Annotated in this window: 23 protein-coding genes; 6 read left to right on the top strand and 17 right to left on the bottom strand. The window is 33.3% G+C overall.

The window, feature by feature from the left end; translation table 11 throughout:
- Positions 1-80 precede the first annotated feature (80 nt).
- Positions 81-1409 carry a magnesium transporter gene (gene mgtE / locus QZZ48_RS00280; protein ID WP_294960480.1) on the top strand — a complete coding sequence of 443 codons (1329 nt, stop codon included), beginning with the start codon at positions 81-83 and terminating at the stop codon, positions 1407-1409.
- Positions 1410-1425: 16 nt separating this feature from the next.
- Positions 1426-2475, top strand: coding sequence for a CNNM domain-containing protein (locus tag QZZ48_RS00275; protein WP_294960478.1), 1050 nt, complete (start codon positions 1426-1428; stop codon positions 2473-2475).
- A gap of 163 nt (positions 2476-2638) precedes the next feature.
- Here QZZ48_RS00275 and QZZ48_RS00270 read toward each other — a convergent pair whose 3' ends face one another.
- Complete coding sequence (locus QZZ48_RS00270) at positions 2639-3823, bottom strand: FAD-dependent oxidoreductase (RefSeq protein ID WP_294960476.1); 1185 nt, start codon at positions 3821-3823, stop codon at positions 2639-2641.
- 61 nt (positions 3824-3884) lie between these two features.
- Complete coding sequence (locus tag QZZ48_RS00265) at positions 3885-4748, bottom strand: DMT family transporter (protein WP_294960474.1); 864 nt, start codon at positions 4746-4748, stop codon at positions 3885-3887.
- Positions 4749-4827: 79 nt separating this feature from the next.
- On the opposite strand from QZZ48_RS00265, the gene QZZ48_RS00260 reads away from it, so the two are divergent.
- From QZZ48_RS00260 to QZZ48_RS00250, 3 genes are read left to right on the top strand one after another with little or no spacing between them, the layout of a single operon-like run.
- Positions 4828-5253, top strand: a complete 426-nt coding sequence (locus QZZ48_RS00260) for a hypothetical protein (RefSeq protein ID WP_294960471.1) — start codon at positions 4828-4830, stop codon at positions 5251-5253.
- An 8-nt stretch (positions 5254-5261) separates the two neighbouring features.
- On the top strand, positions 5262-5963 hold the full coding sequence (locus tag QZZ48_RS00255) for a tetratricopeptide repeat protein (protein ID WP_294960467.1): 702 nt from the start codon (positions 5262-5264) through the stop codon (positions 5961-5963).
- Positions 5964-6015: 52 nt separating this feature from the next.
- Positions 6016-7137, top strand: coding sequence for a multiheme c-type cytochrome (locus QZZ48_RS00250; RefSeq protein WP_294960463.1), 1122 nt, complete (start codon positions 6016-6018; stop codon positions 7135-7137).
- A 41-nt stretch (positions 7138-7178) separates the two neighbouring features.
- On the opposite strand, the gene QZZ48_RS00245 is transcribed toward QZZ48_RS00250, so the two are convergent.
- The 12 genes from QZZ48_RS00245 to QZZ48_RS00190 form a co-directional block, all read right to left on the bottom strand.
- A complete protein-coding gene (locus QZZ48_RS00245) occupies positions 7179-7868 on the bottom strand; it encodes a response regulator transcription factor (RefSeq protein ID WP_294960460.1) in 690 nt (229 codons plus the stop codon).
- Positions 7858-9369 (bottom strand): ATP-binding protein, encoded by a 1512-nt coding sequence (locus tag QZZ48_RS00240; protein ID WP_294960457.1) that lies wholly within the window; start codon positions 9367-9369, stop codon positions 7858-7860. The genes QZZ48_RS00245 and QZZ48_RS00240 overlap by 11 nt, the downstream gene beginning before the upstream one ends.
- Positions 9362-10102 carry a uroporphyrinogen-III C-methyltransferase gene (gene cobA, locus QZZ48_RS00235; RefSeq protein ID WP_294960454.1) on the bottom strand — a complete coding sequence of 247 codons (741 nt, stop codon included), beginning with the start codon at positions 10100-10102 and terminating at the stop codon, positions 9362-9364. The genes QZZ48_RS00240 and cobA overlap by 8 nt, the downstream gene beginning before the upstream one ends.
- Complete coding sequence (locus tag QZZ48_RS00230) at positions 10102-11238, bottom strand: cytochrome D1 domain-containing protein (protein WP_294960452.1); 1137 nt, start codon at positions 11236-11238, stop codon at positions 10102-10104. Before QZZ48_RS00230 ends, cobA begins: the two co-directional genes overlap by 1 nt.
- Positions 11238-12353 carry a radical SAM protein gene (locus QZZ48_RS00225; protein WP_294960450.1) on the bottom strand — a complete coding sequence of 372 codons (1116 nt, stop codon included), beginning with the start codon at positions 12351-12353 and terminating at the stop codon, positions 11238-11240. The genes QZZ48_RS00230 and QZZ48_RS00225 overlap by 1 nt, the downstream gene beginning before the upstream one ends.
- On the bottom strand, positions 12353-12658 hold the full coding sequence (locus QZZ48_RS00220) for a cytochrome c (RefSeq protein WP_294960447.1): 306 nt from the start codon (positions 12656-12658) through the stop codon (positions 12353-12355). The genes QZZ48_RS00225 and QZZ48_RS00220 overlap by 1 nt, the downstream gene beginning before the upstream one ends.
- A gap of 218 nt (positions 12659-12876) precedes the next feature.
- Positions 12877-14517 carry a nitrite reductase gene (locus QZZ48_RS00215; RefSeq protein ID WP_294960444.1) on the bottom strand — a complete coding sequence of 547 codons (1641 nt, stop codon included), beginning with the start codon at positions 14515-14517 and terminating at the stop codon, positions 12877-12879.
- A 63-nt stretch (positions 14518-14580) separates the two neighbouring features.
- Complete coding sequence (locus QZZ48_RS00210; RefSeq protein ID WP_294960442.1) at positions 14581-14733, bottom strand: hypothetical protein; 153 nt, start codon at positions 14731-14733, stop codon at positions 14581-14583.
- Positions 14734-14744: 11 nt separating this feature from the next.
- Positions 14745-16178, bottom strand: coding sequence for a cbb3-type cytochrome c oxidase subunit I (locus tag QZZ48_RS00205; RefSeq protein ID WP_294960441.1), 1434 nt, complete (start codon positions 16176-16178; stop codon positions 14745-14747).
- A complete protein-coding gene (locus QZZ48_RS00200; protein WP_294960438.1) occupies positions 16168-16854 on the bottom strand; it encodes a cytochrome c in 687 nt (228 codons plus the stop codon). Before QZZ48_RS00200 ends, QZZ48_RS00205 begins: the two co-directional genes overlap by 11 nt.
- Before the next feature lie 41 nt (positions 16855-16895).
- Positions 16896-17222, bottom strand: a complete 327-nt coding sequence (locus QZZ48_RS00195; protein ID WP_294960437.1) for a hypothetical protein — start codon at positions 17220-17222, stop codon at positions 16896-16898.
- A 173-nt stretch (positions 17223-17395) separates the two neighbouring features.
- Positions 17396-17587, bottom strand: a complete 192-nt coding sequence (locus QZZ48_RS00190; protein WP_294960435.1) for a hypothetical protein — start codon at positions 17585-17587, stop codon at positions 17396-17398.
- Between the two features lie 138 nt (positions 17588-17725).
- Between QZZ48_RS00190 and QZZ48_RS00185 the strand changes: the two genes are divergently transcribed.
- Positions 17726-18091 (top strand): hypothetical protein, encoded by a 366-nt coding sequence (locus QZZ48_RS00185; protein ID WP_294960433.1) that lies wholly within the window; start codon positions 17726-17728, stop codon positions 18089-18091.
- Position 18092: 1 nt separating this feature from the next.
- Here the strand turns inward: QZZ48_RS00185 and QZZ48_RS00180 are convergent, their stop codons facing one another.
- From QZZ48_RS00180 to QZZ48_RS00170, 3 genes are read right to left on the bottom strand one after another with little or no spacing between them, the layout of a single operon-like run.
- Entirely contained in the window at positions 18093-18482 is a 390-nt protein-coding gene (locus QZZ48_RS00180; RefSeq protein WP_294960430.1) for a DUF255 domain-containing protein, read from the bottom strand.
- A 15-nt stretch (positions 18483-18497) separates the two neighbouring features.
- Positions 18498-20315 (bottom strand): multiheme c-type cytochrome, encoded by a 1818-nt coding sequence (locus QZZ48_RS00175; RefSeq protein WP_294960427.1) that lies wholly within the window; start codon positions 20313-20315, stop codon positions 18498-18500.
- On the bottom strand, positions 20312-21523 hold the full coding sequence (locus QZZ48_RS00170; protein WP_294960424.1) for a cytochrome c peroxidase: 1212 nt from the start codon (positions 21521-21523) through the stop codon (positions 20312-20314). Before QZZ48_RS00170 ends, QZZ48_RS00175 begins: the two co-directional genes overlap by 4 nt.
- Between the last annotated feature and the right edge of the window lie 6 nt (positions 21524-21529).

The raw sequence follows: 21529 nt of genomic DNA, 5'->3' as shown, positions 1-21529 counted from the left end.
ACTATTTGAAACATCGGCGTATTGGCTATTTATGCTATTGTATTAATTAAGTAATATATCTAGGGTATAATTGCAATAATATGAACAAGTTACAAGAATACTTAAATTCTCACGAACTTAGTGAGATTCACCCATCAGATATTGCCAAAATATTAAAACAACTAGATGATAGTGAGTTTGCCAAAACCATTAAACTGGTTCCAAAAGATCTTGTTGGTGCTGTAGCCCTAGCTCTTCCTGATAGATACTTTGACGATATAGTAGAATCTCTTAGTGTTGATGAACTTTCTCATGCCGTAACAGAGCTTGAATCAGATGATCAACTAGAGTTTATGCAAGAGCTTGAAGAAGTTGATGAAAGCGTAGCCTCTCAAGTTTTTGATACTCTAGATGAAGAAGATAAGCAAGAGATAACAAAGCTTCAAACTTATGATGAAGATGAAGCTGGTGCATATATGCAGTTTGAGGTTTTTACTGCTTATATAGATGAAACAGTTCAAGAAGTTATCAAAAGATTTGCTTCATTAAGACGTGCAAATGAGCTTGAAAATGTTCAAAATTTATTTATTACGGGCAGTGATAACAAGTTGCGTTACACAGTAGGATTAGATGATCTTCTTATATTTGATTTTGAAAAAACACTCTTTGAAAATATTGAATTAAGCGGTGATAGTTTTGAACCTAAAAAGGCAATAGATACAGATGATATAAAAGAAGTCGTTCACGTTTTTGAAGAGTATGATCTCCCTGTTATGCCTATTGTAAATGCATATGGCATCTTACTTGGTAGAATTACATCAGATGATATATATGATATTATTAATGAACATGCAACAGAACAAATGTATAATCTTGCAGGTCTTGATGATGATGCAGAAGAAGATGATGAGATAATAAAAGCAGGGCGAAAGCGCGCTACTTGGCTTTCTTTAAACCTTTTTACAGCTATTGCTGCATCTTTAGTAATTAGCATGTTCTCAGATACTCTAGAGAGTATGGTAGCTCTTGCAGTTTTAATGCCAATAGTTGCCTCTATGGGTGGAAATGCTGGAACTCAAAGTCTTACTGTTGTTGTTAGACAATTAGCACTTGGAGACATCTCTCAAGGAGATGCAACGAGGATTATAAAAAAAGAAGTTACCTTATCTCTAGCTAATGGAATCTTATTTGCTATAATTATGGGAATAGTAGCAGCAGTATGGTTTGATAAGGGAATGCTTGGGGTGGTAATTGCACTAAGTATGGTAATAAACCTTTTGATGGCTGGTTTTTTTGGTGCAACAATTCCACTCTTTTTAAAGAGAATGGATATAGACCCTGCTATAGGTAGCACGGTTATTTTAACAACAGTTACAGATGTTATAGGCTTCTTAAGTTTTTTAGGCCTAGCAACATATATACTATTATAAGGAATTTTAAAACTTAATGGATTTATTAATACTATTTTTTGTATTGTCGGTGAGTGTTTCATTTTTATGCTCAATTTTAGAGTCAGTACTTTTATCAGTGAACATGTCTTATGTTTCTGTGTTAGAAAAAGAGAGACCAAGAGTGGGAGCATATTTAAGATCTCATAAACAAAATATAAACAAGTCTATAGCTTCAATTTTAATCTTAAACACTATCGCAAATACTTTAGGTGCAGCAGCCGTTGGTGCTCAAGCTTCTATTATCTTTGGAAATGATGCAGTTGTTTATGTTTCTATCGTTTTAACATTTGCAATCTTATTTCTATCAGAAATTATTCCAAAAACAATTGGTGCAATTTATTGGAAACAGTTAGCTCCATTATCAACAAGAGTTATTAGAATATTCATTTTTATTACATACCCAATTATATTAAGTACCCTTTTCGTAACAAATAGGATATCCAAGGGTAAAAAAGATGCAAACAGCTTAACTAAAGAAGAGTTACTCCATAGTATGCTTCTTAGTGAAGATGATGGTGTTATTGATGAAAAAGAGTCTGATTTTATAGAAAATATTCTAAATCTTAATAAGATAAAAGTTGGAGAGGTCTTAACTCCAAGAAGCGTTGTTTTTGCCCTTGATGAAAATATGACAATAAAAGAAGTCATAGAGACGCAACTATCTATCTTTAAATTCTCTCGTATTCCAGTTTATAAAGGTTCTATAGAAGAGGTTATCGGAATTGTTTTAACTAAAAAGATTTTCAAGCAAGCTCTTAAAGACGATAGCGTAACTGTAGGTTCAATAAAAAAAGAGATTTTTTCTATAAATGAAAATATTCCTGTTTCTAAGGCTCTAGACTTATTTATATCTAAAAAAGATCATATGTTCTTAGTTATTGACAACTACGATCAAACAGAAGGAATCATTACCTTAGAAGACTGTGTTGAAACAATATTAGGTGTTGAAATAGTTGATGAAAGTGATACTACAGAAGATATGAGAGAACTTGCAAAAACAAAAATGAAACAAAAAAGAAGAGAAAAGATAAATAGTGAAAACTAAAAAGTAGTGCCGCAACCTAAAGGGGTAAGTTATGCGGCAATGCTTTGAAATTTAAGGGAAGTGACCGGAAAGAAAGTATACTTCATGTGGACATAAAGTCCTATAGTTCTCTTTCTTGACTCATATTATAAAAGTAAAAAGTGTAAATTAAGTGTGAAGCTAATTAAAGACCTGGGATTCTAGGTATTTTATTTAGTTTAGATAACTTAAAATACGAACCCCATCCTTTTTTTAGCCAGTGACCAATAAATGGAAGTGGAATCATAAGAGCTCTTTTACTATCTCTATATATAAATGAAGCACCATTTCCGCTGTCCATAACACAAAGAATATTGATATGCTCTTGGTAACCTTTAAAATCCCAAAGCCCCTTGTCTTTTTGCTCAATATTAAAAGCAACATTTCTTGCCATTACCTCTGCTACATGACCTTGTTTTGCTCTCCAATCTGCTCCTTCTAAAGCAGCTACATCACCGATAGCGTAGATATTACTAGGCATATTAGGATCTTCAAATACAACATTACAGTAGTCATTTATCTTTATAAATCCAGCTTCATTAGTTGGTAAGTTTGATTTCTTAACTACATCGTGACCATCTCCAGCAGCTATAAACATTGTAAAGTCAGATTCAAGTCTTGAGTCATCTTCAAATATAATAGAATCATTTTCAAATGTTTTTATTTTTTTGCCAAATTCCTGTTTTATATCTAATTTTTTGAAAAATTCAGCCATCATCTTAAGAGCTTGCTTACCCATTCTTTTTCCAGGTTCAGCCATCGGAGCAAAAAATGTTAATTCAAAATTATCTCTAATGCCTTTTTTATTCAAAAGATGGTGAGTATTAAAAAGTAACTCAAATGCAGGACCTCCTCGAACAGCAGAACTGTCTTTCGGATTTCCTCCAAAACCAAAGCAGATTTTACCACTTCCTTTTTCTATAAGGGCATCTATTGAATCACGAATTTTTAGGGATTGTTCTGGTGCACCACAAATTGAAAGTGTATTTTGTATTCCATTATGCTTCATTTTCGAAGCACCCATTGCTAATATTACATGGTCATAATCTTTTAGGATAGTTCCACTACTTAGAGTATATGAATTCTCTTTGGCATCTATCACTTCAAGTGAATCTACTATTAGATTAAATCCATGTACTTCTTTTAGTTTGTTTAAATCTATACAAATATCATCAAATTTTTGTTCTCTTGTTGGAATCCAAATAGAGGTTGGGTAAATAAAGAAATAATCTCTTTCGCTAACTAGAGTAACATCATAATTTGATTTTCTTAAAAAGATAGCAGCTTCAAGACCAGCGAAGCCACCTCCAATAATTAAAGCAGTTTTCATAAGAACCTTTGTATAAAGTTTGGTAATGAAAAATATTACTACAAGTAATATTAAAATTCTATTAAGTTTTTTTGTTTATAAAATACACGGCAATAAGACTAAGCGAACCACCAATAAGGATGTGTGTATGTATAGCTTCGTCTAACACAACCCACGCAATTAATAGAGAGAATAGAGGGACTAAAAACATAAATGAACTTGTTTTTTGACTGCCTAGTTTTGCTGAAGATATAAAGAAAATAGTTGTAGCTACTGTTTGAGCTAAAATGGACAAGAAAATCATAGCTATCCAAAACTTTGCACCTTGCTCAAATACACTCATTAAATCACTGTTAAAAGCGTAAATAAATGAAGCTAGTGAAGCAACTACTGATATATAAAAACTATAGTGAACTGGATGAATATGTTTATTGGAATATTGAGATAGTAGAGTGATTCCAGCCCAGATAAGTGCACAAAGTACAAAATAGATATTAGAGCTGTGCATAAAGAGACTAAAATCATTTAGTTGAAGTATAATCACTCCACCAACAAGACCAATAAAGAGTCCAATATATTGAGAAGCATATAGTTTAGTTTTAAAGATTATGCAAACAAATAAAAAAGTCATAATTGGTGCAAGAGTTGGGATAATAACTCCACCACTTCCTGCAAAACCATACTGTACCCCTAGAAAAGAAAAAACCATGAATGATAAATTTAATACAGAACTAGATACTACAAACTTTGCACTAGAACGGTTTAGAGTTAGAGGTACTTTCATAAAGTAAAGAATAGGAATAAAGGAGATACTCATAAGAAAAAAACGCCAAAATATTATGACATCTATAGGTGTCTCATAAGTTAGAATTTTTAGAGCACTCCATCCGCCACCCCATAGAAACATTGCTAAAATAAGAAGGTAGGTAAAATGAGAATTTTTCAATATTTAATCTTTTGCGAATAAGTGCTATTTTTTTGTCATTATAGCTTAAAAGATTTTACTTTTTTAGGTAACATACCCTATGAGTTATATTAAGTGGTTTGACGCCCATGCTAATAAGCATAAAGTAATAGTAGATAAGTTAGTAGAGTCAGGTTACTCAACACAAGACATAGTTGAGTATTTTGATTTTGATAATATGGTAAAAGAAGAAATTGACTTTTGTCCTCTTTATAAAAAGAATAAAAAGTGCCATGATATGGATGAGTTAAACTGTTATATGTGTGCTTGTCCTAACTTTAGGTTTAATGATGATTCTTTAGAGACTAAAGATGAGTTTACTGTGCTTAGTAAGTGTGATGTAGGTAATGGCGAAGAATTTGTAGGTAAGGGTGTAATCCATCAAAACTGTTCACCATGTAGTGTTCCACATCACAAATCATTTGTATTAAAAAACTTCTCTCTAGATTGGCGAGAGATGATGAAAAATTGTAATAATAATAAATAAGGATTCTAATGTTAAAGCTTGTTCTATCTATGTTGTTGATAACAACAGCCCTTTTTGCAGAGAGTAAAGATGCTCTTGAAGCATTTAAGAAAAAAGACTATGAGGTGGCTTTTAAGCTATATGAAAAGAGTGCAAAAGCTGGAGATACTACTGCTCAAAATGCACTAAGTTATCTATACTTTAATGGTCTAGGTATCTCTAAAGATGCTGATAAAGGTCTTGTTTGGTTGCAAAAAGCTGCAAATAGCTCAGATGCCAGAGCACAAAATGATCTAGGTATGATGTACTTAACAGGTCGCAATATTAAGCAAGACTCTAAGAGTGCATTTAAATGGCTTACAAAGGCTTCAGATGCGAAGAACTCTAATGCTCAGTTTAACTTAGCCCTAATGTATTACAGAGGTGACGTAGCAGATCAAAATGTCTCAAAAACAGCAGAGCTTTTAGAAAAATCTGCACTTCAAGGTAATAAGCTTGCAGAGAAAAATGTAGGTCTTGTATATATGCAACTTATCAAGTTTGATAAAGCTGCTTTTTGGTTAGAAAAAAATGCGGCAAATGGTGATGAGAAAGCTTATTATCTTTTAGCAGAGATATATTGTGAAGCAGAAAAGTTTAAAAAAGCAAAAAAATGGGCACAAAAATCAAAAGATAGTGGAAATAAAGATGCACAGCTCTTATGGTCTAAGTATAATCTAGAAAAATATTAATTATAATATTTCTTATAGTATAATAACTCCATATTAATTTATGGAGTATATTGTGAACTTTCTTCTATCTATTTTACTACTTCTTACTATTAGCGCTAATGCTGAAGTAAAATATCCATCTTCTGAATCCTGTAACGAGTGTCATGAAAATATATATCGTGAGCACCAATCATCTATGCATCCTAAGTCGTCTCTTTTTAAAGATGAATTTCATGCAACAATGAAAGATATAGTAAACAAAAATGAATACGGTTGTGCAGTATGCCATATGCCTGCAACAAAAAATATGCGTGCTATGATGAGTGGAAAGGAACAGCCTGACTCAACAAAGTATAGACAGACAGATGGAGTTTCATGCTTTTTTTGTCATCAAATAAAAAAGATTTATGACTCTCCAGCACATAAAATAAATTATTCAAACTATAGTGGTGACAAAAAACCGACTGTATTTGGAAATCTTAAAAAAGCATATGAGAGTAATGAACATTATTCTGAGTCTAATGAGATATATAAAACCTCTGAAGTCTGTATGGGATGTCATGCACATAAACAAAACTATATAGGTTTTGAAGTCTGTAATGTAGAAAAAGGATATGACAAACAAACAGATTGTATAGGTTGTCATATGCCAAGAACTTCTGGAACTATTGAGAAAAAAGATAAGGGAATGAGAGAGAGTTATGTATCACATGAGTTTTTAGGGGTACACTCTCAAAAAATGATAAAAAAAGCAGTAAAACTGGAACTCTCTTATAAAAATTCACAACTTAAACTTACAATAAACAATAAAATGGGTCACGCTATAATTACTCATCCAATGAGATTAAAGTATGCCAAAACTATTATTACAAGAGATTCTAAAATCATTTGGAGTAACTTTAAAGAAGATCCTGCAAATGATAAGGAAGCTACCTTTGTTATTATATTCAAAGATATAGATGGTAAAGCTACTTTGCCAAACAAAGCCCTAGGATATAAACTCAATAGAAATTTAAGAGCGAATAGTTCTAAGGTAATTACATACAAGGTACCTAAGTTGCAAAAGGGTGATATAGTTAAAACTACATGGGTAAGTTATCTTATAAATCCAGTTTTAGCAAAAATGGCGGGTATTACTGCAAAAGATATAATTAAGCAATCGATAGGCATCCAAGAAATGCTTACTATTAAATAAAATCAGAATTTATAAGTTCTGATTTTATTGGGTTGCTAAAGTTATTTTAGTACTATTTTATAACCTAATCCATACTCATTTTCTATTAGGTTCTCTGGGAGTTTTGCTCTCAGACGTTTTATGAATGATGTTATTGAGTACTCTGAGAACTCTTTTTCACCTTCTCCATATAGATGGTAAAAGATATTTTCTGCTGTAAAAGCATGATTTACTTTTGAGCATAGAAGTTTAAACAACATCAATTCTTTATCTTTTAAAGAGATCTGTTTCTCTGAGTTCCATAGAGTAGAAGAGGTCTTATCCCAAAAGATCTCTTGACTTAGATAAATCCTCTTCTTAGAAGATCTTAGTTTATCTACAAGACTTAGTAAAACACCTTTTAGCTTTTGTGAGTTTATAGGCTTTATAAGATAAGTTACTAGTTTAAGCTCTATAGCTTGAAGAAGTTTTTCTTGCTCAGAGTGAGCACTCATAATGATAATATCAGTTTCATCATCACGTTCTCTAATACGTTTAATCATGCTTAATCCATCAAGATTTGGCATATTAATATCAGTTAAAATGATATCAGGTCTCTTTTCTAAGTACTGCATATAGCCTTCATTACCACATTTAGCTATATATACTTTTTTAAAGAAAATTTGTAAATACTCTTGTAGATACTCTCTTAACTCTGATTCATCTTCAGCTATGAGTATTGAAATATCTTCAATTAATTCACTATTTTTCATTCTTCATCCTTATTGTAAATGTTGCTCCAAGGCTATTGTTGTGTGCTTGTAGTTTACCATCCATCTGGTCTTCTATAATCATTTTAGCAATATGTAAACCTAAACCAGTCCCCATAGATTGATGTTTTGTTGTAAAGTATGGATTGAAAATCTTTGTTAGTATGCTTTCGTCTATTCCACCAGCATTATCACTAATACAAAGTACAGCATCTTCATTTTCTCTTTGAAGAATTATATCTATCTTTATATTAGTTATAGACCTGCTTTTCTTGATATCATATATATTAGAGAGTATAGAAACAATTACTTGTATAAACTCGTTCATAAGACCATAGATATTAAGATTTTTGTCTCCATTAATATTTATATCTACTTTTTCACTTTCTTTATTATAGTTTGTAATTTCAAGTGCTTTAGTTATGGCAGTGTAAACACTAAAAACTGATTTGTTTTTGTTTGGCTTATAGTAATTCATAAAGTCTTCGATAGTATCTGACATATATACAACCCGTTTTTCCATCGTATCTAGTTTAGAAGAGATTTCAGCTCTGTCTAAAATACCAACTTCATTTTTCTCTTTTAATATTGCAACTAAAGTGTTTACTATGGCTAAGGGTTGACGCCACTGATGCGCGATGTTTCCTACCATTTCACCCATTTCTGCTCTTTTAGACTGCTCAAATAGGAGTCTATCTCTCTCTTTAATAGTTTTTTCTTTTTCTTGAAGTTTATTAATAGTATCTAATAGTTCACGATTATATTTATCTTCTATATAAAGCCCACAATCAAGGTTTTTCATATCTTCTATGAGGTTTTTAATGTAAGGTTTTTTAATAATTGAACCATGCTGAGGAGCTATTAGTTGGATATCTAGTTGTTCTATCTTATTAAGGGCATAGTTAAATATGTCCTTACTTGGCATATACTCTTGATGGAATTGTTTTGCTTTTTCAAAATATGTTGCATCTGCATAAAACTCCCATGATTCTTCTATCCCGCCAAATATATCTCCTGAGAATAGTGTTTTAGTATTTGGCTCATAACTAACAAAAGCACCCGGTGAGTGACAGTATGGAGTAGTAAGAAAATCTAATTTGTAACCATTTGAGGTAATTAGAGTATTATCATGTTTATCTATCTCATAATAGTCTGAACTTACAAGATAGTGTTTTATCAATACAGACATTCTAGAGTGAGTAACAATTAGAAGGTCATCTCTATCAATTAGTTTTTCTATCTCGGGAACAGCTGCTGCTAAGTCAGGATCTTGATGGTGTAGGATGATGTATTTAATAGATTTGATATCTGCGATACTTTTGACTTTTCTCACAGTTTCGTTAAATTCAAGCATAGAACCTGGGTCTATTAAGATAGACTCATCTCCATTTTTAATAAAGTAGGGGTGACATTGAAATGGATCATTTTCAAGATACATACCAACCCAGTAGATGCTATCAGCTATCTCTATGGGCTGCTTGTAGTCGTGAAGAGGATTAGGCATTACCCTCAAACCACTTCAGTTGTTCTCTAAGCTCAACTACCTTTCCTACTACTATTAATGCAGGTGTTGGTACGTCTTTAGCTTTTTCAACTATGTTTTCTAAAGTTCCAACAACAACAATTTGATCTTTTGTTGTTCCTTTTGAGATTACAGCTACAGGATAGTCTTTAGCTTTTCCAATCTCAATTAGTTTCTTACTTATCTTTGGAAGATTATGAAGACCCATTAAAAATACAATAGTATCATCTGTTTTAAAATGATTCCATGGAATTTGAGATACTTTTTTATTTGGTGATTCATGTCCAGTAACAACTCTAAAGCTTACTGCTACACCACGATGAGTAACAGGAATACCTGCATATGCAGGAGCAGAGATTGCAGAAGTAATACCTGGAATTACATCAAATTTAACACCTCTTTCTTGTAAATAAAGAGCTTCTTCTCCACCGCGACCAAAAACAAAAGGATCTCCACCTTTAAGGCGAACAACATTGTCATGCTTTAGTGCATTTTGATAAATTACTTCATTGATATCATCTTGAGGTACGATATGACGTCCATCTTCTTTACCAACGTACACGAACTCACAGCCATTCTTCGCTTCTTCAAGTAAATCAGGGTTAGCAAGACGATCGTAAATAATTACATCAGCTTCTTTGATTACTCTAAGTGCTTTGACTGTTAGTAACTCAATGTCTCCTGGACCAGCTCCCGTTAAATATACCTTACCCATTATTGTTTTTCCTCATAAATAAATATGCCAGATGGCTTTTTGATTTGAAATATCTCACGACTTAAATACCATTGTTTAGTATTTATTACAGCAACTTTATTCGTGTCATTTACAGATACATAAAGGTTAGGTCTGATATTTGACCATCTTACATGAAGAACTTTTCCATCAAACTCAAATCTTTTAACGATTTTTAGAGTTTTAGTATCAATGATTTGAATAACTGGAAATTTCTTTCCACTAAATGTTACTGCTAAATATTTTTTATCAGGTGATAGAGCTGTAAATACAGGTAAACCTTCTGTTTCAATGTTTTTTACGAATTTAAAATCAGGTGTATAAACTAGTACTTTGTTGTTTCCAACAGCAGGGATAAATACATATCCAGCACCAATACTCCAAAAACCAAAGTGTGGAACTTTAAGTACAGGTTTTCTGTCATCTAAAAGTATTTTGATTTTTGAGTATTTCATAGTGTCTAAATTAACAACACCAAAGTGATCACTTTGAAAAAAACCTGTAATAAAATTATTGTCTTTTATCATTGCGTCAAAAGGCATAACTCCAACATCTTCAAACTCTTTGTATATCTCAAAGTTTGGAAGACCTTTTCCATCATTTTTGTCTCTTAAAACAGTGATTTTGTCGTTATCCATTTGTGAAAAAACTAAATAATTCTTGTAAGTCTTAATACCAACATTTTTAGAACCAGTCTCAAATGACTGAAGAGGATTTAAATCTCTATCTAAAATATCTACACTCTTTTTAGCATAGTTTGCAACAGCAAGATAGTTCTTTGTAATAGTAAAACCAATTGCACTGTCACTAGTCTTTTGCTCTTTTAAAATAACTTCTTTTACGGGATCAAATTTAATTACATAACCATCACGAGAGATTACATAACCATCTTTACCGTCAAACTTAACAACACCGTGATTCATATTGTGCATTCCGCTAATATGAGATTTTGGTAAGCCCTTTTCAATAACAGCTAGAGATTGACTTTCTCTCTCAACAACAAAAATTTTCTCTTCTGTGTTAAGCATTGCTAAAACTGGGTTTACACCTTGTGCTTGAATATTTGTCAGAATAGATGCTGTAACTATAGCACCAAGTAATATTTTTTTAATTATCATTATTGTTTTCTCTCCTCTTGGCTTAAATAACATGATGGATCTTCACTCCATAAATCACCTGTAATAGCGTATGCACGAGCACGTGAACCACCATTACAGATATCTATTTGTTCACAATCCTTACAGATTCCACTAACGTCTCTTGGGTGAACTCTAAGCTTATCTAATAGTTCGCCTTTTTGCCAGATATCACCAAAATCTTGCTCAATGATGTTTCCAACAGTTATTGGAAAGAAAGGGTCAGGTCTTACATCGCCTTCACTGTTAATGTTAAGAAGTTTTCTACCAGCTGAGTTTCCTCCCCAGTTTGTAAGTCTATTTCTAATTTTTTCTTTTAGCTCAGGATATCTAGATGCAAACTCATTTAAGAAAAGGATTGCATCTTGTTCCATATTCCCAGTTACTATCTCGATATCTCTGCCAGTATCGTAGTACTCAAATGCTTTTTTAAGTATGAACTCTACAGATTTTCTTCTTTGTTCTTTTGTAAGATCCATTTCAAGATTATCAAGACCACGACCTGAATAAACAAGATGCGAGATATATATCTTTGGAATATTTTCTTTTTCAACTAGATCAAAAATATATTCTAATGAATTAATTGTTTCTTTTGTAATAGTGAAACGAATACCAACTTTTGCACCTGTAGAGTTTGCAAGTTGAACAGCTTTAAGGGTCTCTCTAAATGCACCTTTAAGACCACGAAAGTGATCATGAGTAGGCTCATCTCCATCTATACTCACTCCAACATAGTTAAATGTATCAACTATGCGTTGTACATTGCTTTTTGTGAAGTATAAACCATTACTTGATAGATAAGTAATGATTCCGTTATCTTTACAAAAATCGGCTATATCAAATAAGTCTTTTCTTGTAAGAGGCTCTCCTCCAGAGAAAATAATGAACTTTACACCGTTTTCTTTCATTTGTAATATAGTTTTTTTGATTTGTTCAGTAGTCAGAGTGTCAACTTCATCAAGAGTTGATTTTGAATAACAATGCATACAAGATAAGTTACAGCGATTTGTAAAGTTCCATATAGCTATCGAGCCGTCTAAAATTCTTTCTTTTTTGCCTTCTACTACAGAAGATATAAGATTTGTTAGTCTAAACATTATTTGCCTTTATATGAGAGAATATATTTAGCTATAGCTTGTCTCTCTTTGTCGTTTAATTTTAACTCAGTCATTACTGTTCTTTTATATCCAAATGCCTTGTACATTGCTTTTGGTTCTATGATATATGCTTCGATTTCATCTTGTGTTCGTTTAGAAGCAATTTCTGAGAATGGAGGTCCAAATGCAACAGCAGTCTGGTGATGACAGCCCCAACAGTAGCTCTCAAAGACTTTTTTACCATCAGAGTCCTGAGAGTATAAAAGAGAAGATATTATAAGTATTAAGAGTATGTATTTTTTCATATTTATTCTTTATTTTGATAAATTATTCTATCGAAAACTAGCTTTAATCAAAGCTTTTAAAATCTAGAATTTGTCATTTTTTATTCTTTTAAGAATAGCTTTTATTTATAAATATATCGTTGATATTAGTCAATTTTGTAAATTTTTTAAGAAATATTGATTGTAGTTTAAAGAAGTTTTCTCTCCCGAGGGAGAGAAAGTTTTGTAACAAGTGCTAATTATGCACCTGGAATAGTTTGTCTGTGTTCGATAGAGTAAGTAAAAGTAGGAGTTGTTAAACCTTTGATATATTTAACAAATTTACCAGTTTTAGCTTCATAGATACCGATACGACCAGCGTTCCACTCAGAAATCATAGTCCACGCACCATGATTAGCAGGCTCAGCGTGAAGGATTCTAGGTGTAACAACCTTACCTTTTGCATCTTTAACAGTTGGAACATTCCAAGAGTAAAGAGTCTTGTGACTTACAGGATCAGTAATTGTTCCCTTTTTAGTACCAACAGTAAGAATTCTATCTACTTCAAGAGTTTGCTTATTAATTAAGTAAATCTTGTTCCAGTTAGAAGCTCCACCAAGAACATTATCAGCCCATAGGAATGGAGTGTGCTCAGATGTACCGATGAATAAACCACCACCAGCAGTTGGAATTTGACGAATTACATCGAAGTTATCATCCCAGATAGTAACTTGACCTAAGTTCATGTTAACTGTTGCACCAAGTTGTTGACCTAGACCTTCATTAAACCATGAAGAACCTTGACCTGGATGTGGCTTAGCAGATGGACCTGTATAGATTTTAGTAACTAAAGATTTAGTTTTAAAGTCTACAACACCCATAACATCAGAACCTTGAGAAGCTTGGAATAAGTAACGACCTATTTCTTTACCTTCGTTTAGGAAACCATCATGAAGAATTTTACCAATATTTGGAATATCACCAACGATTGGGAAATTAGGCTTAGAGTAATCTATGATATATACGTGACCTGCATCTTTAAGTGCAAATGCAATGTATGGACCATATGGAGTGTCATAAATACCAGCAACACGAGAAGAGTTAATATTACCTTCTGTATCAATTACTGATGAAGTAGGATAAACTTTTAATGGCTCAAGAGTCATTGCGTCCATTAGGATTGCTCCACCTGGAACGTAGTTACCAGCCATTAGGTATTTACCATCTGGAGAAACTGCTAGACCACGTGAGTCAGAACCAACTTGAGTTTGAGCAATTTTTTGTTGACCCGGAGTGTTAAGGTCGAACATTGTTACTAAACCTGAACGAGAGATTGAGTAAGCATAACGAGGCTGACGCTTGTTAGTTACTGTAACGTGTACAGCAAAACCAGCAGGGTGCTTAGATAAAACTTTACCAGAAGTACCATCAACAAATGCAACTCTTTCAGCATCTCTTTCTGTTACGAAACAAATGTCAGTATTTTTCTTAACATCTACAGCTTTTGGATATTTCTTAAAGAAAGCCGCTCTGTCATTTAAAGGTTTCCAACCAGCTTTAACACTATCAAGTGTTAATACAGCCATTTTTCTACCCTTAAAGCTTTGTAAGTAATCAACCATTTTATTTGCATCGTCAATATTCATTTTCTCTGCAAATGGAGGCATTGCTGTACCAGCTTTACCACCTAAAATAATTTCAGAAAGCTTATAAGCATTCTTCTTAGCAATTACAGTAGGACGTAAATCAGAACCAACACCACCTTCGTGATTTGGACCGTGACAACCCTGACATTCTCTTTCAAATACTTTTTCAACATCCATTGAAGATGTTCCAGCAAATAACCCCGAACTAACTACTGCTAATGCAGCAGCTGACATAACTAACTTATTTAATCTCATTTTATTCTTCCTTTTAAAATTAGATAGAGCAGGCCCGAAGGCCCGCCAACAAATTGACTTTTCTTAACTTTCTTTCTCTAAACGAGTTTTTTCTTGTTTATAAATCCAAAACATTGGAAGTATAATCACAGTGTGAAGAAAAATAGTTAGAGTCAATGGACCCTGATTTAACCAAGCAAAAAAGCTTGGTACGACATCTGTCATTGGTTCAAACATAATAATTCCCCTTATCTTTCGTGTACTGGGTTTTTGCCAGTAGACAGTAAATCTTTAGCTAAGAATAAGAAACCTAGGAACGTAACCGCACCCATAACCAGTCTCCAATCCATTGCTTGTGCAAACCACATACCACTTTGTCCGTCAAAGTAACCTGCCCAAGTAGCACCCATTTGTGCACGAGAAACAAGAACTTGAACGTAACCAGCAACAGTAAGTGCAACTGTCATACCCATAACACCACCACAAATCATACTAACAGCCCAGAGAGAAGACTTAGTGTGTTTCATAACTTTAATACCATTTGTTCCTTGAACAGCAATATACATCATACCTATAAGGATAGTTGCATAAGCACCAAAGAACGCAAGGTGTCCGTGTGCTGAAGTAAACTGTGTACCATGAGTATACAGATTTACTTGTGGTAATGTATGGAAGAATCCCCATATACCAGCACCTAAGAAGTTTCCGAATGCATTAAGAACAAACCATGTAAACGCAGGCTTATTATTAATAACTGAAACTTCTACCCCAGTAGCATCTTGAGCACCTTGTGTTTTTCCCCAGTCATAAAGAACGTGGATAAACATAGCAACAAGTGGTAATGGCTCTAGTGCACTAAATAATGCTCCAATTTCCCACCAGTACTCAGGTGTACCAATCCAGAAATAGTGATGACCGATACCTAAGATACCTGAACCAAATAGCATTGCTACTTCAATCCATAACCACATTTCAACAACTTTACGATGTGCTCCAATCATAGTGATTAGACCATATGCAGCAATAGCACCAACATAAACTTCCCAAGTAGCTTCAACCCATAAGTGAATTACCCACCACCACCAGTACTGATCTACAGAGATATTATCTGTAAAGAACATACCTGCTAAGTAAAGACCAGCAAAAGCGATCATATCAGCCATAAGTACTGTAACAATACCTGAACGATTACCAGCAGTTCCTGTCAAGAAAAGGTTAGCAACGAATCCAAGTGCAACTACAACGATACCGAAGTCAGCCCAACGAGGTGCTTCAATATACTCACGACCTTCATGTATAAACCAGATAGATGTTTCATCTGCCGGTCCAACTTGAACGAATAAATATACTAATACAACAACAACGATTGCTGCTACGAATACCCAGTATAATAGTTTACCAATTTTGATACCGATTGTCTCAATCCCGGTTTCATCAGGTAGTAACCAATATACTGAGCCAAACATAGCAAATACCATCCATACAACAAGTGCATTGATGTGTAACATTCTAGCAACCGAGAAGTCTAATAACTCAAATAAGAAACCTGGCATTACATACTGAATAGCTGCAACTAAACCAAATAATAATTGTGCACCAAAAAGTATAGCTGCAAAAGTAAAATACCATGTCGCTAACTGTTTTGATTCACTTCCAATACCTGTTAAGTGATTATTTGCCATTTACTGCTCCTCGAATTTTTCCAAAGTTTCTTGGGAAACCGTTTGTGTCAATAGATGACATATGTTTCAAGAAAGCAACTAAACCTTTTGCCTCTTCAGCTGTAATACCAAGATCTGGCATCATACGAGCATGAGTAGGATAAGTAGATGGATGTTGTAAGAATTCAGCCATAGCCTCTTCTTTTGTACTTTTGCCAGTCATTGCTTGCATCGTACCATCATCTTGCCAAGCTGGATCTAACCAAGCTTTAGTTAAATCTGGTGCATAATATGCTCCATTTCCAAGTAGTGTATGACAATTCATACAGTTTTTAGTTTGAGATCCTAGTTTACCTAGGTGAAGTAAAGCTGCTGCTTCTTCTTCTGAGTAATCATCTCTTCCAAAAAACTTTTGTTTTTCTTGAAAAAGTGAACCACCCTTACCATCATTACCACCTATATAAGGTACCTCATGACCACGTTTATCACTCATTTCATAAGTGATTTTATAGTTAATAACTGTAGGTCCTGGGACTCTTTTAGTTACGCCATTTTTTAAATCTTCATCAGTACCCATTGCTATTTGACCAGCTGTGTCAAAAGTTAGCCAAATAAGTAATACTGCTGCAAACCCTGTGATCCAACCTGCTGAACGCTGCCAGAATCGATTGTCACTCCATACGGATGTTTTAGCCACTGTGACCTCCTATAAATTGCTGTTGAAATATATACATGATATCAATGTTCATTTTCTTCGTGAACTTGATGCTGCATAAAATAGACTGCGTGTGGAAGTAAAAATAATCCAATTGCAGCAACTACTAGAGCCTTAGCCGTAAATTCCCCTACATGCATTAAACTTCCCATTAAATACAAGCAGTAGGCAGTTAACATCCAAAATATATATGCGATAGGCATAGTCCATTTTTTGAGTAGTTTAACTTTTACAGCTGTATATATACCAACATAGAATCCTCCAAATACTAAAACAAGAGAGGATGATATGAAAATTGGTAAGAAATCGTCTAAAGCAATATCTTGTCTCATTACTACTTCTTCAATCATGATATCTCCTTTTTATTTATAGTTTTTCAGAATCAGGTGTAGTCTATTGTGATTTAGATGAAAAAGAATTGATATAAATCAATTTATTAGATTAATTTAAAATTTAAGGAAAGTTTTATATTCTATGTAACTTTATGAAACAAGCAGGTGGAATAAGATTAGTATAAATTATATTATAAGTAGTATAGTAAAGAGGATAAAGTTATCGTAAATGCAATGGTTGTGATAATCATAACTTTTCTTTTTTGACTTTCGTTTATATTATACTTACGCTCAAGAATCTCCCCTAATTTAAGGCCTGGGTAGATGCCAAAGAGTATCATAGGTACTGCCATTACTAATATGATTACTATGTCTTGAGTCATTATTTACCTTTGTTTAATTGTAGTTTAAAATCTTGATATACATCAATTATTTTTTAAGTTTCTTATTATATCATTGATCGATTGAATTTCTTTGTAAAATTTATTTTTTATTAAGAAACTTAAAAAAAAGGACAATAAATGAATAAAATCTTATCGATAACCTTAATCTCTGCAGTCTCTCTAGTTTTATATACAGGTTGTGGTGGAAATTCACCATCAGCTGAAGATCGTGACATGAGAATCTCAGAAGATGCACTTTATGTTAAAACACATGATAGCAAAAAAATAATTCATGCAATAGAAAAAGCTGGTGAAGAAACTGGCTGGAAAATTACTGAGTTTAAAAGTAATGAAGTAATTGCTGAAAAAACTGATGGAGATAAAACTATTTCTTCAACTGTTAAATTTCATGGCGGATATGTAGACTTTTCAGATAACTCTGAAACTTCAGATCTTCGTGACGCAATTGAAGATGAACTTAGTAAAAAAGCTTCTTCTCACTAATTTACCTACACTGCTCCAAATAGCTATTTAGCTTATTTGGAGTAACTCCTCCTCTCATCGGTTCACATACAAAAAGTTCTTTATTGTCTAAAAAAAATAGTGATGGATACTCAAGTGTATATAGCATCTCAATAGGGTAACTGCTCTTTTGATCTTTCGTGATTAGTACAGAGATATATTCTTTATTTATTTTATCTATATATGGCTGATTTATAAAACTTGTTTTTATCGTGTCGATACACTCTTTACAATCTTTTTTTATTAGCAAAACCATAAGTTTTTTATTCTCTTTAAGTGCCTTTTGATGGGCTTTATCAAAGTTTGATTGCCAACTAATATGATTGGCGCTAAGAGTAGATATTAGTAGTAAAATAAGTGCTAATAAACGCATAGATTTATCTCCATATTAGAACTCTTTTTGTATCTCTTTTAAGAGAACAACAGGTGGATTTGGCAGTTGAGGAAAAGCTCTTTGTACTGCATTTGTTACCCATTGAGGGTAGATTCTAAAGTTTAGTTTTACCACTACTTTTAGAGGACGTTTTAAAGCTTTAGCATCTGAAATATCGTAAGACTCTACTCTTCTTTCTCCCGCAGGAATTCTAGTATCACTTATCAGTTTTTTATATCTCCAAAAGAGAAGACCTACTGGTTTTGAGTTCTCATCACCAAAGACTTTCATAAAAGGTCTTGCATCTATGTCTAAATCGCCATCGTCTTTTAACTTACCACTACTAAAAACAACTTTAGAGTCTCTATCTGTAACAGTGATATCTAACCAGATTTCTCTAAAGTCAGATACTCCCGTTGGCAAGTGATGCCCAGCTCCTACATTTTTAACTCCGACTAAAATTTTTCCATCTTTTATATCCACATCTATATCTGCTGATGTACGAAGAAGTTGTATAGTTTGCTCTGCATGCTTTTGACTTTTTAGACCAGATAAAAAGTGGTTAGAACCAGAAAAATAGTGAACTTTAATATCATCTTTTACTTTTCCTCTTGTAGTTGACTGACCTTTTAATGGGGAAAATTTTCCATTTTCAAGGTAGGTCATATGACAATCTATACAAGTCTTGTGTTTAGTTGGGTCTTTAGGATTGTTAAAAGGCGATTTTTCCCACTCTTTAAAAGTAGATACTATCTGCCTTTTTGAGTCATCAGGTAAAAATTCATCATGACAAGATGCACAGTAAGAACTCTCTTTATATAACTCTTTTGAGTAACTCTGTTTATGAACCTCTGGGTTAGAGTTTATAAACTTTTCACTAAGCCAAGTCTCTACATCAGAGTTACTATCTTCAAAAACGTATTTTTTTCTATTTGTAAGATCAAGTGAATATGAGCTATTTCCTTTTGAATCTGTTTTTGTGATTCTATGACAGGTCACACAAGAAACACCTTGTTCAAGTCTAGAGTTTCCATGACTCTTTAACTCATCTACTAAACTCTTTGAACCCTTCTCAAAAAGTGCATCTGGCATATCGTTTATGGCCATTCTATGTGTAGATCTTTTTTGTTTAGTTGTAACTGCACTTGGATTATGACATCCCATACACCACTGTCTAAACTCATCTCCCATATCTGCAGCAGCTAGGTTTTCCATAACCATGTAGTAAGGGTTTGTACCTGTTAGATGTCTATGGTTTGAGTCCGCCCACTGATCGAAAATTTCTTCATGGCAAGATTTACATTTAGCCGAAGAAGTCCAATCTTCATTGTGGTATCTCTCAACTCCATCTTCAAGTTTTATGTTTGTAAGTTTTTCACTAGAATAAGAAAGGCTAGGATAAGAGATGCCAACTACTAAAGCGATAGCAATAAATGGTTTTGCATTAAAGTCGATTTTCTTTTTTGCATGTAAAAATAAAAAATACAACAATATAAATGAGCCATACAGATGTATGTAGTATGAAATAAGTCCGATAGTATCTCCTCCTGTATTTCCTAGAAAAAATAAGTAAAATCCACTAGCAACTATAAATAAAAGTAAGACGCCAAGAATCACACCGCTTGTGCTTTTGGCACGTTTAACTATCATGTACTCATAAGTATGCATATTCACATATGGAACTAGAAGAAAGGTAGCTATAAGAACAGAACTTAAAATATGCAGTGCTTGAACCATTCTAAAGTATTCCCACTCTAGGTTGAAGATACTAAGTTGAAATACTCCACTCATAAACATTAAAAGAATAAGTATTTTCATATATACATTTTTCACAATGCACCCTTATTTACAACTTTATAATCCACAACATCACCTTCTAATGACTTTAAAAACTCTACAATTTCATCAGTTTGTTGATATGTTAGATGCATTCCAAGTTGATGTTTTCCCATAAGAAAAACAGCTTCTCTTAGTTTTGCTACTGCACCGTTATGAAAGTATGGAGAGGTTTTTGTCACGTTACGAAGCATAGGAACTCTAAAGAGTCTTTCTCCATCTTTACCCATAAATCCACCTTTATTCTCAAATGGAAAAGGATGATACATCTTAGCGTTAAAGTCAAAGTCACTAACCTCACGCCCTTTATCTTCTTCGTTAAAAGAGTTTGTAACATCTACAATGCTGTTATAGTCTCTAAGAGGAAACTTTTGTATGCTCTGTCCACCAACGGTTACTCCAGTATGACATCCCTTACACCCAAAGTTTAAAAAGTGTGAGAGACCTTTTTTCGCCTTAGTATTTATCGCGTTATTATCACCATCTAAAAACCTATCATAATCACTTCTAGTGATAAGTGTTTTAAGATACGCTCCAATAGCTTTTTGAACATTTTCAAAACTTACTTTATCAAAAGAGAGTTCAAACTTTTTTACGTACGTAGCATCTAAGAGAAGTCTTTTTACAACTTCTTCTTTTGAAAGATTCATCTGAGTTGGGTTTTGTATGGATAGTCCAACTTGTTCTTCTACAGTTTTAACACTTCCATCCCAAGTTTGGTATTTTGCCAAAGCTGCATTTAGAGTTGTAAGAGTATTTAAGTGAAATGGATTTTTTGCTCCACCATGTCCAACAGAGGTCTCAAATCTATCAGTAGCACTTTGGTCGGAGAGGTGACATACTACACAGTCAGTCTTATCATTCGTTTTAGAAGTAAGTGCTTTTAGATAGATGTTTTTGTCTTTTAAGTCTTTACTTAAAACGTGACAAGTAGCACAGCTTATATCATTGTCTTTAGAGAGCATTTTCTCATGGTAAAGGTCACGACCTAAATCAATTTTTTCTTTACTCATTCTGTTTTGTGGAGTATCTACTAAGTTTAAAAGTTCTTCATAAGTGGCAGGAGTACTAGACATATTTCTTGATAGTGCAGCTGTTCTTAGTCCATCATCGCTGAACTGACGCTTCTCTTTTGTAGGTAAAAGAAAAGCAACGGTTGTTACAAGCAGTATAATAAATATAAATACATATACAAAAAATTTCATAAGAAT

Source organism: Sulfurimonas sp. (assembly GCF_016744025.1).
GTDB lineage: Bacteria > Campylobacterota > Campylobacteria > Campylobacterales > Sulfurimonadaceae > Sulfurimonas.
Note: the sequence above shows the minus strand (reverse complement) of the source record. Positions and strands in the feature narration are given on the sequence as shown.